The 13,588-nt window shown below is 62.1% G+C and carries 15 protein-coding genes; 6 read left to right on the top strand and 9 right to left on the bottom strand.

Annotation, left to right across the window (positions count from 1 at the left end):
- Positions 1–39 precede the first annotated feature (39 nt).
- Positions 40–2,685: an aminopeptidase N gene (gene pepN, locus NKH93_RS30880; protein WP_352974915.1), complete on the bottom strand. Its 2,646-nt coding sequence runs from the start codon at positions 2,683–2,685 to the stop codon at positions 40–42.
- 154 nt (positions 2,686–2,839) lie between these two features.
- Between pepN and NKH93_RS30875 the strand changes: the two genes are divergently transcribed.
- Both NKH93_RS30875 and NKH93_RS30870 read left to right on the top strand, forming a co-directional pair.
- Entirely contained in the window at positions 2,840–3,064 is a 225-nt protein-coding gene (locus NKH93_RS30875; RefSeq protein WP_352685916.1) for a hypothetical protein, read from the top strand.
- The gene (locus NKH93_RS30870; RefSeq protein ID WP_502896524.1) at positions 3,061–4,038 is read left to right on the top strand and encodes a DMT family transporter; all 978 of its coding nucleotides are present in this window, start codon (positions 3,061–3,063) and stop codon (positions 4,036–4,038) included. The genes NKH93_RS30875 and NKH93_RS30870 overlap by 4 nt, the downstream gene beginning before the upstream one ends.
- On the opposite strand, the gene NKH93_RS30865 is transcribed toward NKH93_RS30870, so the two are convergent.
- The 3 genes from NKH93_RS30865 to NKH93_RS30855 form a co-directional block, all read right to left on the bottom strand.
- A complete protein-coding gene (locus NKH93_RS30865; RefSeq protein WP_352471021.1) occupies positions 4,039–4,854 on the bottom strand; it encodes a helix-turn-helix domain-containing protein in 816 nt (271 codons plus the stop codon).
- A 105-nt stretch (positions 4,855–4,959) separates the two neighbouring features.
- Positions 4,960–5,841 (bottom strand): uracil-DNA glycosylase, encoded by an 882-nt coding sequence (locus NKH93_RS30860; RefSeq protein ID WP_352501793.1) that lies wholly within the window; start codon positions 5,839–5,841, stop codon positions 4,960–4,962.
- Positions 5,842–5,878: 37 nt separating this feature from the next.
- Positions 5,879–6,523 (bottom strand): hypothetical protein, encoded by a 645-nt coding sequence (locus NKH93_RS30855; protein ID WP_352974912.1) that lies wholly within the window; start codon positions 6,521–6,523, stop codon positions 5,879–5,881.
- On the opposite strand from NKH93_RS30855, the gene NKH93_RS30850 reads away from it, so the two are divergent.
- From NKH93_RS30850 to NKH93_RS30840, 3 genes are all read left to right on the top strand, one after another.
- A complete protein-coding gene (locus tag NKH93_RS30850; RefSeq protein ID WP_198023574.1) occupies positions 6,474–6,656 on the top strand; it encodes a hypothetical protein in 183 nt (60 codons plus the stop codon). The genes NKH93_RS30855 and NKH93_RS30850 overlap by 50 nt on opposite strands.
- Positions 6,657–6,762: 106 nt before the next feature.
- Positions 6,763–8,442: an electron transfer flavoprotein-ubiquinone oxidoreductase gene (locus tag NKH93_RS30845; RefSeq protein ID WP_352974910.1), complete on the top strand. Its 1,680-nt coding sequence runs from the start codon at positions 6,763–6,765 to the stop codon at positions 8,440–8,442.
- A gap of 111 nt (positions 8,443–8,553) precedes the next feature.
- Positions 8,554–9,153 carry a DUF922 domain-containing protein gene (locus NKH93_RS30840; RefSeq protein WP_352974909.1) on the top strand — a complete coding sequence of 200 codons (600 nt, stop codon included), beginning with the start codon at positions 8,554–8,556 and terminating at the stop codon, positions 9,151–9,153.
- A 30-nt stretch (positions 9,154–9,183) separates the two neighbouring features.
- On the opposite strand, the gene NKH93_RS30835 is transcribed toward NKH93_RS30840, so the two are convergent.
- From NKH93_RS30835 to NKH93_RS30815, 5 genes are all read right to left on the bottom strand, one after another.
- Positions 9,184–10,221: an endonuclease/exonuclease/phosphatase family protein gene (locus tag NKH93_RS30835; protein WP_352974908.1), complete on the bottom strand. Its 1,038-nt coding sequence runs from the start codon at positions 10,219–10,221 to the stop codon at positions 9,184–9,186.
- An 80-nt stretch (positions 10,222–10,301) separates the two neighbouring features.
- Positions 10,302–11,804 carry an AMP nucleosidase gene (locus NKH93_RS30830; protein WP_352540756.1) on the bottom strand — a complete coding sequence of 501 codons (1,503 nt, stop codon included), beginning with the start codon at positions 11,802–11,804 and terminating at the stop codon, positions 10,302–10,304.
- Positions 11,805–11,884: 80 nt separating this feature from the next.
- A complete protein-coding gene (locus NKH93_RS30825; protein WP_352454349.1) occupies positions 11,885–12,079 on the bottom strand; it encodes a hypothetical protein in 195 nt (64 codons plus the stop codon).
- 41 nt (positions 12,080–12,120) lie between these two features.
- Entirely contained in the window at positions 12,121–12,273 is a 153-nt protein-coding gene (locus tag NKH93_RS30820) for a hypothetical protein (protein ID WP_023677802.1), read from the bottom strand.
- 210 nt (positions 12,274–12,483) lie between these two features.
- Entirely contained in the window at positions 12,484–12,828 is a 345-nt protein-coding gene (locus NKH93_RS30815) for a DUF2147 domain-containing protein (protein WP_023677801.1), read from the bottom strand.
- A 459-nt stretch (positions 12,829–13,287) separates the two neighbouring features.
- Here NKH93_RS30815 and NKH93_RS30810 point away from each other — a divergent pair, with 459 nt between their 5' ends.
- Entirely contained in the window at positions 13,288–13,554 is a 267-nt protein-coding gene (locus NKH93_RS30810) for an SEL1-like repeat protein (RefSeq protein WP_010915070.1), read from the top strand.
- The last annotated feature ends 34 nt before the right edge of the window (positions 13,555–13,588 follow it).

Raw genomic sequence — 13,588 nt, 5'->3', positions numbered from 1 at the left:
GGTCTTCCCTTTTTCCCACAAGGGGACAACGGAGGTCGCTTACGCCAGGGTGCGCTCGACGATGTCTCGCAAATCGGCCGACAGCTTCTCGGTATTGGCGATCGAAAGCAACGCCTCCCTTGCCTTGGCCTGCCGCACCGGTTCGAGCGAGCGCCACGACCTGAGCGCCGTCGCCAGCCTGGCGGCCACCTGCGGGTTGCGTTTTTCGACCTGCAGCACCGTTTCGACGAAAAGCCGGTAGCCTTCGCCGTCGGCGCGATGGAAGCCGGTCTGGTTGGCGCTGGAAAACGTACCGATGAGTGCCCGTACCCGGTTCGGGTTGGCCATCGAGAACGCTGGGTGGCTGGTCAAGGCGCGCACCGCGTCCACGGTTTGCGGGCCGGGCACGCTGGCCTGGGTCTGGAACCATTTGTCCATGACCAGCGCATCGGTTGCATATTTCGCCTCGAAATCGGCCAGCGCCTTGGTTGCCTCCGGTGAGCCGTGGTGACGGTGCGCAAGCACGGTCAACGCCGCGGCCCGATCCGTCATGTTGGTCGCCGATTGGAAGTGCCCGGCAGCGAGTCCCGCACCTCCCGGCAGCAAGGAGAGATAGTCCAGCAGGACATTGCGCAGCGCCCGCCGCCCGGCACTGGCCGCGTCCGGGCTGAACGGGCCATTGTCGGCGAGCCGATCGTAAAGTTTGGAGAATATCTCGCGGTTGGCCTCGGCGATCGCAACTGCCAGCGCCTCGCGCGCCGCGAAAATGGCGTCGGGGTCGATGTTCTTGCCGATGTCGCGGGCGATATCGGCCTCGCCGGGCAGCGCCAGGGCCAGTGCCCGATAGGCGGGTTCGAGTGCTTCGTCGCCGGCTGTCTTGCCGGCAAGCTCGGTCAGCCGGGCGCTGATCTCGGTTGGCCTGTGGTCCAGGATCTGGCGGAAACCGGCAATCAGCGCATCAGTCAAAAGCGTGTTGAACGACTGCCAGCGCGAGAAGGCGTCGCTGTCGTGGCCAGCCAGAAAAAACTGGTCGTCGGGCCGCTGCTCGACCGAAAGCGTCACCGGCGCCGAAAAGCCGCGGTTGAGCGACATGGCCGGACGCTCGGCAATCCCGGAAAACCTGACGATATGGCGGCGTTTGCGGATATGGATGACACCGTCCTCGACGTTCGCCCCTTCGGCGCCGCTGTGGGCTATCGCCTCGCCACCGGCGCCAACCAGGCCGAAGGCAAGCGGAATGTGCATCAGCCGCTTGCGGCTTTCCGACGGCGTTGGCGGCACCGACTGCTCGATTTCGAGCGTGAATTCCCGCGCTGCCGGATTATACGCCGAACTGACGGTCAGGTTCGGCGTACCGGCCTGATGATACCACAGCGAAAACTGCGACAGGTCGCGACCCGAGACGTCTTCGAACACTTTGATGAAGTCTTCGATCGTCGCTGCCTGGCCGTCGTGACGTTCGAAGTAGAGGTCCATGCCGGCGCGGAACGTCTCGGCGCCGAGGATGGTATGGATCATGCGCACGACTTCCGAGCCTTTTTCGTAGACCGTCGCCGTATAGAAATTGTTGATCTCGCGGTAGCGGCGAGGCCGGACCGGATGCGCCAGCGGCCCTTGGTCCTCGGGAAACTGATGGGCGCGCAGCGTACGAACCTCGGCGATGCGCTTGACGGCGCGCGAGCGCTGATCGGCGGAGAATTCGTGGTCGCGGAAAACGGTCAGGCCTTCCTTCAGGCAAAGCTGGAACCAGTCGCGGCAAGTGATTCTGTTACCTGTCCAATTGTGGAAATACTCATGGGCAATGATGGCCTCGATATTGGCGAAATCGGCGTCGGTCGCGGTTTCCTGGTCGGCCAGCACATATTTGTCGTTGAAGATGTTGAGACCCTTGTTCTCCATTGCTCCCATATTGAAGTCGGACACAGCGACGATGTTGAAGACATCGAGGTCGTATTCGCGGCCGAATGCCTCCTCGTCCCATTTCATCGACCGTTTCAAAGCGTCCATGGCGTAGCCGGCGAGCCTCTCCTTGCCCGGTTCGACATAGATTCCGAGCTCGACCTTGCGGCCAGACAGGGTGACAAAACTGTCTGAGATCTTGCCGAGGTCGCCCGCCACCAGCGCAAACAAATAGGACGGCTTGGGGAAGGGGTCGTGCCAGACCGCATAGTGCCAGCCGCCGGCAAGCTCGCCGCGATCGGCCGGGTTGCCGTTGGACAAAAGCAGCGGCGCCTCATTGCGCTCAGCTTCGATACGCACCGTATAGACCGACAGGATGTCGGGACGGTCGAGGAAATAAGTGATGCGGCGAAAGCCTTCGGCCTCGCATTGCGTGCAATAGACGTCGCTCGAGCGATAGAGGCCCATCAGCGCTTCGTTCTGCGCCGGCGCCAACACGGTTTCAATTCTTAGCTGGAAGCGCCTTGTCGCAGGGGGGCTGATGATTGTCAGTTGATCGGGCGTGACGAGAAAATCCGCAGGGCTCGGCTCCTGGCCGTCGATGGCAATGCCGCGGAGCGTCAGCCCGTCGCCATCCAGCACCAGTGGCACCGACGCCGCAATCCCGTCGCGGCGTTCGACCGTCAGCACGGCGGTCACATGCGTTGCTTCAGGCGAAAGGCGGAAAGTCAGGCTGGTTTCCGGAATGAGATAATCACTGGGGCGATAGTCTTCGAGCTTGAAGACCTGGCCGGTATCTGTGCGCATTCCTTGATTTTTCCTGTCGATCCGGGAGCGGCGGGCGGGTCCGCTGGTCCAAATAATTTGAAGTCTGCGCTCTTTACACGAAACGTTCCCTCGACAAAACTGCAGCGACGTCTATTTCAGGCGATCATTTCCCAAGCATCATCGCGAGGCTTCCATGACCGTCGTCACGCCGAAATTCGGAACGAGCGCCTCTTTGTCGCGTCGCGAGGATATGGCCTTCATCAAGGGCGCGCGGGAGGCGGGTACGATCGGATCGACGCCTGCCGCGCTCAATGCGGTGACCGACGCGCTCTACCGCACCTACGGCATCAGGCATATCGACATGCCGGCAACGCCGGCGTGCATCTGGGCGGCGATCGAGGAAGCAAAAGGGGCGTGACAGCCAGACCGGACTTGCCAGTGCTTGCAGCTGGCGACCTTGCCGGCGAGCACAGCACGCTGACCGGGATCTTGCTCAAGATCGTATCGGTGGCGGTCTTCGTCGGCATGTCGTCCTGCATCAAGGCGGCAGGCACCGTGCCGGCGGGCCAGATCGTCTTCTTCCGCTCCTTCTTTGCCATTTTTCCGATCATCGCCTTCCTCGCCTTCCAGGGAAAACTCGGAACCGCCTTTTCGACAAAGCGCCCGCTCAACCACATTGCGCGCGGCGTCGTCGGTGTCTGTGCCATGGGGCTCGGCTTCTTCGCGCTGACGCGGCTGCCGCTGCCGGAGGCGATCACACTGAACTACGCGCAGCCGCTGCTGGTCGTGGTGTTCAGTTCGATCTTCCTCGGCGAAGCCATCCGCATCTATCGCTGGAGTGCGGTTGCCGTCGGCCTGGTCGGGGTGCTGATCATCTCGTGGCCGGAACTGACGCTGCTCAGTTCGGGCGCTGCCCTTGGCGATCAGGAGGTGCTTGGCGTCATCGCCGCCCTGATAGCCGCGGCGATCTCGGCCATCGCCATGCTCCTGGTTCGCAACCTCGTCCAGAGCGAGCGGACGGCGACCATCGTGCTGTGGTTTTCGGTAACCGCGAGCGTCATGGCGCTGCTTTCGCTGCCATTCGGCTGGCAGGCGCTGACGCCAGCACAGGCGGGGCTTCTGATTGCCGCGGGTTTTTGCGGCGGGCTTGGCCAGATTCTGATGACCTCGGCCTATCGCCATGCCGAGGCTTCCGTCGTAGCACCTTTCGAATACACTTCGATGATCCTCGGCGTCGTCGTCGGCTATCTGGTCTTTGGCGATATCGCCACGATCAACATGCTGGTCGGCGGCATGATCGTGGTTGCGGCGGGGATTTTCATCATCTGGCGCGAGCGCCAGCTGGGTCTCGAACGCACCCGCACCCGCAAGGCCGTCGCGCCGGAAGGGTGATCAGCCCGCTGCGTCGGTCCGCTCTTTCGCCAGCCGCATCAGCACCGCCCGCGTCTGCTCGTCGGCGGGGAAAAAAGATTCGATCGCCAGCTCCGCCAGCGTCACGTCGAGCGGCGTGCCGAACACGGTGATGGTGCTGATGAACGACAGCACCGCGTCGCCATGGGCAAGCTTGAGCGGATGGACAATCGCGTTCGGTTCGACCGGCGCCGGCCGGCTGCTTTTAAGGCCGGACGGATAGGCCCGAAGCTCGCGCTCGAGCTCGACCAGAACCGGATCGGCGGCAGCGTCGTTCTGCCGCTTCAGCCGCTCCAGAAGATGCGTCCGCCATTCCGCAAGGTTGACGATGCGCGGCGCGATGCCGCCGGGATGCAGGCTGAGGCGCAAAACGTTGACCGGCGGCTTCAGCAGGGAGGCGTCGGCGACATTGGCGAGGAACGGGCCGATGGCGGCGTTCGCCGACACCAGGTTCCAATGCCGGTCGACGGCAAGCGCCGGGAACGGCTCGTGCGCCTTGAGCACGGTCTCGACCGCCGCCATCGCCGGTGCCATCGAGGCATCGTCAAGTGGTCGTTCGCTGAAGCTCGGGGCAAAGCCGGCGGCCAGCAGCAGCTGGTTGCGCTGCCTGAGCGGGATCGAAAGCTGCTCCGCCAGATGCAGCACCATGTCACGCGAGGGTGCGGCGCGGCCGCTTTCAACGAAACTCAGATGCCGCTGCGAGATCTCGGCCTCCATGGCGAGGTCGAGCTGGCTCATGCGCCGGCGTGTACGCCATTCGCGAATGAGACTGCCGGCGGAAATCTGGGCTGCTGTCATAACGAGATGACTAGGCCGGCAGTGGGCGCATTTCAATTACCTGCGAGATCATGATGCCGCCCTTCCTTCCTCGCAAGGGGAGGACGGAAGACGCGTTCTGCACCGTTACCCAAGTGCCCGCAACTTCGCCTTCACTTCGAGGAAATCCCGCCACGCCAGCTTCTTGTGCGCAGGCGTTCTCAACAAATAGGCCGGATGCAGGGTCGGCATGGCGGGAATGGCGACGCCAGACGGGGTCGTGTGGACGCGCCAGTTGCCGCGCAGCCGCAATATGCCTTCGGAGGTGTTGAGCAGGGTCTTTGCCGACGGGCCGCCGAGATTGACCAGCACCTTCGGATTGACCAGTTCGATCTGCCGCTCGATGAACGGCCGGCAGATCTCGGTCTCGTGCGGCGTCGGCGTGCGGTTGCCCGGCGGCCGCCAGGGAATCACGTTGGCGATGTAGGCAGATGTCCGGTCAAGACCGATCGCGGCCAGCATGCGGTCGAGCAGCCGGCCCGAGCGGCCGACGAACGGCAAGCCCTCTATGTCCTCGTCGCGGCCCGGCGCTTCGCCGACCAGCATCACCGCGGCAGTCGGATTGCCGTCGGCGAACACCAGGTTCTTGGCGGTGAATTTAAGATTGCAGCCGTCGAATGCCGCCATGTGCTGGCGAAGCTCGTCGAGGTTTGCCGCCGATCTCGCCAGTTGCCGCGCCAATGCCGCCTGCGCCTCGTCGGGCACCGTTGACATGGCCGGGGACGTTCGCACTGCCGGTGCCGTATTCGGTCTCTCGCCCATTTCGCCGCGCGACACGCTCGTCGAGCGATGAGGCGATGCGTTTTCACCGGCCGGCAGAGCGGCCGCCGCAGGCACCCGCTCGGGCGGCCTGGCTTCTGCAAACCTGTTTACCGGCTGTTCTTCAAGTGCCTCGTCGACGCCGGCGCTGGCGTAGAAGGCCAGCAGCTCGGCGAGATCGGCTCGGCTAGTGTGGGGGGCGGCAGTCATGGTTTCACATTCGGCCGCGGAGCTTGAATTTGCAAGTTCAGCTCGACGGTATGCGCGGATCCTGCACCAGATAGAACGTCCAGCGCGGCGTGTAGTCGGTGATCAGGAAATAGAAGCTGGCGGTCTTCAGCGGATCGATCTTGCCGTTCTTGAACAGCAGGCGGTCATACGGTTCGAAATTGCGGTCGAAATCGGCGTAGCTGCTCGACCAGATATTTTCGGGCGTTTTGTTGCGCTGGTCGAACGACAGGCCGTCGCCGAACACGCTCGGCTGGTCGAGGATCTCCTGGAGTTCGAACTGGAACTCGACCCAGGCTTGGCCGCTATTGTTGAGCACGTCGATGCGCATATACATCAGACCATTGGCGAAGTCTCCCGCCTTGCCGAACGGCTGGATCGGCCTTGTCGTGCGAATGGCCAGCGTTACCGGCGTCGCTGAATTCAGCTCTTCGGTGATGACCAGCGGATCCTCTTTCGTGCCGATGCCGGAAGCCCCGGTGATGCGGAAACCGCCGCGCTCGTCGGAAAAGGAATAGGCGCCGGTCGCCCAGACCAGTTGCTGCTCGGCACTGGCATCGAGGGCCGTCAGTGGCAGAAGCGCCAAGAGCGCCGCACGGCAAAACCGGCCGGGCGTGAAAAAAAAGCGCGTCGATGAAAAGCCAGCCGGCCCGAATATGCGCATGGCGGGAAGTATGGCCGATAAGCAAGCCGTCGAACAATTAAAAACATCAGTGCGACATATCTGTGCAAACGGAATAGGATTGAAGATTGATGCTCGTCACCGCGAATCTGTGCGGCAGGACGCGACTTTTTGATGAAATCGGTATTGTCACGTCCGCGCCGGTTTCCCGTCGCTATTTGATGCGCTATGCAGCGCGTGAGCCAGCAAGATGCCGGGAATAGCGAGCCAGTGAGGGATCGATGAGCGATATCGAACGCGAAAGCATGGAATTCGACGTGGTCATCGTCGGCGCCGGCCCGGCCGGCCTCGCCGCCGCGATCCGTCTCAAGCAGGTCAATCCCGAGCTTTCCGTCGTCGTGCTGGAAAAGGGCGGCGAAGTCGGCGCGCACATCCTGTCCGGCGCCGTCGTCGATCCGATCGGCATCGACCGGCTGCTGCCCGGCTGGCGCGAAGAGGAGGGTCATCCCTTCAGGACGCCGGTCACCGACGACCATTTCCTGGTTCTCGGCCCCGCCGGTTCGTTCCGTCTGCCCAATATCCTGATGCCGCCGCTGATGAACAATCACGGCAACTATATCGTCTCGCTCGGCAATGTCTGCCGCTGGCTGGCGACCAAGGCCGAGGCGCTGGGCGTCGAGATCTATCCGGGCTTTGCCGCGGTCGGCCTGCTCTACAACGAGGCCGGTGCGGTCACTGGCGTCGTCACCGGCGACATGGGCGTCGAGAAGGACGGCACGCACGGTCCGGGCTTTGCGCCGGGCATGGCGCTGATGGGCAAATATGTCTTGATCGGCGAGGGCGCGCGCGGCTCGCTGGCCAAGCAACTGATCGCCAAATACCACCTTTCCGACGGTCGTGAGCCCGGAAAATACGGCATCGGCCTCAAGGAACTCTGGCAGATCAAACCGGAAAACCACCGGCCGGGCCTTGTCCAGCATTCCTTCGGCTGGCCGCTCGATTTGAAGACCGGCGGCGGCTCCTTCCTCTACCATCTCGAGGACAACCAGGTGGCAGTCGGCTTCGTCGTTCACCTGAACTACAAGAATCCCTATCTGTCGCCCTTTGACGAGTTTCAGCGCTTCAAGACCCATCCGGCGATCCGCGGCACCTTCGAGGGTGCCAAGCGGCTGGGCTATGGTGCCCGCGCCATCACCGAAGGCGGCTGGCAATCGGTGCCGAAACTGTCCTTCCCTGGCGGTGCGCTGATCGGCTGCGCAGCCGGCTTCGTCAACGTGCCGCGCATCAAGGGCTCGCACAATGCCGTGCTCTCCGGAATGCTGGCGGCCGAGCATGTCTGTGATGCGATAGCCGCCGGCCGCACCAATGACGAGCTGGCCTCCTACGAGGCCGCCTGGCGCGCCACCGATATCGGCAAGGACCTGAAGAAAGTGCGCAACGTCAAGCCGCTATGGTCGCGCTTCGGCACCATTGTCGGCGTCGGCCTTGGCGGCCTCGACATGTGGCTGAACACGCTGTTCGGCTTCTCGCCCTTCGGCACGATGAAGCACGGCAGGGCCGACTATGCGACGCTGGAACCGGCCGCCGCGCACCAGAAGATCGCCTACCCGAAGCCGGACGGGGTGCTGACCTTCGACCGGCTGTCGTCGGTGTTCCTGTCCAACGCCAACCACGAGGAGAACGAGCCGGTGCATCTGCTCGTCGCCGACATGGACCTGCAGAAGCGCTCTGAGCATGACGTCTATGCGGGACCCTCGACGCGTTACTGCCCGGCCAGCGTCTACGAATGGGTCGACAAGGATGGCAATGCCGCCGCCGATCCTGCGGCCAAGGATGTGCGCTTCGTCATCAACGCGCAGAACTGCGTGCACTGCAAGACTTGCGATATCAAGGACCCGAACCAGAACATAAATTGGGTGCCGCCACAGGGCGGCGAGGGCCCGGTCTACCAGAACATGTAAGTCACAAGGTTTGCTCCGGACTAAACAAGATGAGGAGCAGCGCAACCGTAGGATTGTTGAATAAACCGCCTGCCTGTGTTTCCTTTCTGCGGCGACAGGGAGGAAGGAAAAATGCGCCTGGCAGTTCTGACGAGCGTTGTGGCGATCGGGGCATTGTGCGCCCCTGCAGCCTTGGCCGGCACTAAGGTGCTGGTCAAGACACGAACTTACAACATTGCCGGAACCACCGGCGCGGCCCTGATCGAGGCCATGGATCGCAGTGGGCCGAAGCACGGCTTCATGACCCACGCCATCGCGCAGACCGGCTACAGCGTCGATGATTGGACCTTCGACGCCCAACGGGAAAAAAACGGCGTCTGCCGCCTGCGCCAGGCCAACGGGACGCTCAATCTCTTCTATACCTATCCCAAACTAGTCTCAGCCACGTCGCCTGCGCTGCAGAAGCGCTGGAAGTGGTTCTTCGCTGGCGTTCGCGCCCATGAAGAGACCCATGGCCGCATCGCCAGACAGATGATGCGGGCCACCGAAAAGTCGGTTCGAGGGCTGACAGTCGGTGATGACCCGCACTGTTTCGAGGCACGTCGCGAGGCAAAGCGCCGGATCAATGCCATCTATGCCGAATACGAGGCAAAGCAGATCGCCTTCGATGTGCACGAGCATCGCGACGGCGGCCCTGTCGAGCACCTCATCCGCGCTTTTGTGGGCCAGTAATAAGCCAGGTCGAGATTGGACTGCGGATTTTCAGCTTCGCGTCCCGCCAGGCAGCGCCGCAAGCGCGGTCGCCGTCTGGTGCTCGTCGAGCGGCTTTTGTTCATCCGACCGAAGCGAAAACTCCACCAGCACCGGCAGATGGTCTGAGCCGGTGTCCTCAAGGGTCGACGCCGAATGGATAACAATGGCGCCCTTGCTGAAGACCTGGTCGATCGGCAGTCCGGCGAAGCGCAGGAAATCCGGCAGCCTTCTGTAGAGCCAGGTCGGCCCGACCGACGGCATTACAGTCAGCTTGCCAAGCGATGCGACGCGCCGGACGGCGGCGCTCCATGGCGCTGCGTTGCAGTCGCCTGCCAGGATCGACGTCTCGCCAAGCGAGGCGATTTCGTCGGACAACCCTCCAATCTGCCGTGATTGGTTGTGCGGCCATGGCCAGGTGAGGTGGATGGCGGCGACATCGACGTCGGTTCCGCCGAAATCGACCGTGGCGATCGCCATCGCGCCGCGGCTGTCGCAGTGCGGCTCCGTGCCTATGCCAAACGGTCGTCTGGACAGCAGCGCAACGCCGAACACGCCATTGGGATATGGGCAGAGGATCCGGTAGGGATAGCCGCCGGATAGCAGCCCAAGCTTTGCCTTCCACGTTTCGGACACCTCGTCGAGGGTGATAACATCAGGCTGGGTCCGGCCGATCAGCGACAGCACCTTCTCAGGCGTTGGATTGTTGAACCTGAGGTTCATCTGCAGCAGGCGGTAGACTGGCTCGTCACCGAGTTTGGCTTCGTAGGCGGCCTGCACCTGCCATAGCCGCGAAAGCGGCAAGGCATTCTGCGTGGTGGCAAAGGAGGCTATCGCAAACAGCAATGCGGCCGCGGCCTGCAGGCGAAACGAGGTGGCGAGCAGCGGCAGCGCGCAAAGCGCCATCAGCACCGAAAAATGGACGCGGAAATGAGCAAAGGAATCGAGGGCCGGATGCAGCGATCCGAAGAACCCGGCCACCAGCGCGGCCGAGAGTGCAAGCATTGCGACGAATGCCAGCGCAACCGTCATGTCCCGAACACGTGCCATCGCTTTGTCTATCGGCAGAAGTGCGGCTCAATCAAGATGACGAAATGTCCTGACCTGGACCGACACATGCGATTCGGCATTTACTGGAAGGCAGTTTCCGAAAAGCTCCTGAGTTTGCGCGAATGCAGTCGGTCCATCGGCATTTCAGCCAGCTTCTCCATCGCCCTGATGCCGATGGTCAGGTGCTGCGCTACTTGCCGCTTGTAGAACTCGGTCGCCATGCCCGGCAACTTCAATTCGCCATGCAGCGGCTTGTCGGATACGCAAAGCAGCGTGCCATAGGGCACCCGGAAGCGGAAGCCGTTGGCGGCGATCGTCGCCGATTCCATGTCGAGCGCGATCGCCCGCGACTGCGACAGCCGCTGGACCGGCCCGCGCTGGTCGCGCAGCTCCCAATTGCGGTTGTCGATAGTGGCGACGGTGCCAGTGCGCATGATGCGCTTGAGATCATATCCGGAAAGCCCGGTGACCTCGGCGACCGCTTCCTGCAGAGCCACCTGGATTTCGGCTAGCGGCGGGATCGGCACCCAGACCGGAAGATCGTCGTCGAGGACATGGTCTTCTCGTACATAGGCATGGGCCAGCACATAATCCCCGAGCGCCTGCGTGTTGCGCAGGCCGGCGCAATGGCCGAGCATCACCCAGGCATGCGGCCGGAGCACCGCAATATGGTCGGTGATCGTCTTGGCGTTGGAAGGCCCAACGCCGATATTGACCATGGTGATGCCGCCATGATTCGGCTTCTTCAGATGATAGGCCGGCATCTGCGGCAGGCGAGGCGGCGCAGCACCCTCACCGGGCGCGCCGTCCCCTGCTTTGGTCACGATGTTGCCCGGCTCGACGAACTCGACATATCCATCACCGCCATTGGCCATCAATTCGCGTGCACGGGCGACGAATTCGTCGATGTAGAATTGGTAGTTGGTGAACAGCACGAAGTTCTGGAAATGCTGGGGACTGGTCGCCGTATAATGCGACATCCGGTGCAGCGAATAGTCGATGCGTTGCGCGGTGAACGGCGCCAGCGGCCGTGCCTCGCCCAATGCCACTTCGAACGTGCCGTTGGCGATCTGGTCGTCGGTGCCGTCGAGATCCGGCACGTCGAACAGGTCACGGATCGGCCGTTTGATGCGCTCGGCAGCAGTCCCGTCGACATGCGTGCCTTCGAGGAAGGCGAAATGCAGCGGGATGGGAGTGGTCGATTCCGAAACCGTGACGGGAACGCCGTGGTTGCGCATGATCAGCCGAAGCTGTTCGGTGAGGTAGCTTTCGAAAAGAGCAGGCTGGGTGACGGTGGTTGAGAAATGCCCCGGCGTCGGCATGTGGCCATAGGCCTGCCGCGAGTCGATTTGCGTGAAGGAACTCGTGGTGACGCCGATCTCCGGATAGAAAGCCCGGTAGCGTTTGTTGTTGTCGCCGCCCGCGGCGAGCGCGGTAAATGAATCGCGCAGGAACTTGGTGTTGCGGTCGTAAAGCACCTGTAGGGCGGCGACCGCCTTCTTGGCGTCGTTGAAGCTCTGCCGGCCAAACGGCTCCGGCGTGACCACCGATTCAATGGCTTGGGGATAGATTCGCTTTTCCATGACCCAATATAGAGAGTTGGACGCGCGGTTGGGAGGGGGTAAGGCGGCCTCAATACGCGCTGTCGGCGTTTTTCGGTCTGCTAACCGCGCTGCAGGCTAACCAGCAGCACAAAGCCGAGGCCTGACTTCCTCAACGCAGGCGCCTCGATCGTCGAGCCGGCATTGGTGCGCATCGTCGGCACGGCCAGTACCGGTACCGAAAGAACAGTCAGGATGAGCGCCGCGCGCGGCAGCAGCCGAAGCGTCTTGAGGGTGTTGGCGGCGAGGCGGTTCATTGGCGTTTTGCTTTTCTCTAAAGGTTCAGCTCTTTGTCGTTTCAGTGGTGAAGATGGTTCAAGCAACCGAGTCGGCAGGAACTGGCGACGTCCCAGGAGCGGGACGGCCGGCCGGCTTCGGCGACAAGGACGGCGAACAACATGCCGAACAGACTCATCAGCAGGCAGACGATGGTGAAGCGGCGGGCAAGCATTGCGCGGTGTCTCCTTCAACACGCATGACAATGCCTTGCCCCGGCTGAACCGGCTCTGATCCCGGCGTTCATCTGCGGTTCAAAAATGGTTGATGATCTCTGAGAGGGTCCGCTGTGAGTGCAGCGACCCATGGCGACACCATGGCTGCGAGACCGATAACATGAAAACGGGGCCGACTGGCCCCGCTCACCCCGGCAGGAAGGGCACGATCAGAGCTTGTGCCAGGTCTGGCTCTTGCAGATCAGCCCGCCGAGCACGCAGCCGCTCATCTTGAGAGAACTGCCGGAAAGCGAAGCCTTGCCCGAATAGGTCTTGTCGGTTTCCGGGTCGGTTATCGTGCCGGCATATTTGTTGTCGCCGGCAACCTTCAGTGAACCGATGTTCTTGCCGGCAAATTTGCCGGATTTGAGCGTAATCGAAAATGCCCCGCCGCCACCCGAAATGGCGGCAGTCGATCCGGCTTGCGTTTTCCAATTGCCTTCGATCGGATCGGCCCATGCCGCGCCGGTCATCATTATTGCGGCCGCGAGGGCCAGGCTCACTTGTCGAAACATGTCTTTCCTCCCTCAGGTAAGTCCAATCGGGCTCCGTCCCGGGTGTCTGCCCCTTACGCAAACGTAAGCTAGTCCAGCTCCCGGAAAAACAAAAGCGGTGCCGCCACGGAAGGGTTGCGGGTTTTTGCCCGCTCCCGAACGGCCGCGCCGGCGAAAAATGAAACGGGCCGCACACGTCTTTGTCTTCTGTGGTTAGCGGAGTCTTGATCCGCGCCTCGCAAGTTTTCTTCAAATCTTGTGCAAACCGGCGCGATTGCTGGCTTTGTATCCTTAACGAATTTTCGTGTTTACCTCTTGTTTTAGCTTTGTTTTCCTCAAATTAAGCAAGCCATTTAACGACGGATTCAAGCCTCCGGGGCATTCTCGAAAGCATCGAAAGAGCGGCCGCCCCCGACGGTAATCAAGGACACCGAGGGACATACGGAGACAGCTCTCGGGAGCCAGAACAGGGGATTTGAAATGGCACGTTTTGAAATGCTTGAAGCCGGCTTCGGCGCCATGGGGGCAACCGCCCAGGCCGATATTCTTTTCGAGTTGGGCATGATGTATGCGACTGGCCGCGATTGCGAGACCGACGTCGTCGCCGCCCACAAATGGTTCAACATCGCCGCGATCAAGGGTTCGGCCCGCGCCGCGGAACTGCGCTCCGAATTGTCTGCCGCCATGTCGAAGGTCGAGATCGCCAAGGCGCTGCGCGAAGCTCGCGAATGGATGACGATGCACTGAATTCGCCGGCATCGACCTCACAAGGGGTACTGAC

Origin of the sequence: Mesorhizobium sp. M0954 (genome assembly GCF_040319155.1) — a bacterium.
Classification (GTDB): Bacteria; Pseudomonadota; Alphaproteobacteria; order Rhizobiales; family Rhizobiaceae; genus Mesorhizobium.
This window is presented reverse-complemented; position numbering and strand designations above follow the sequence as displayed.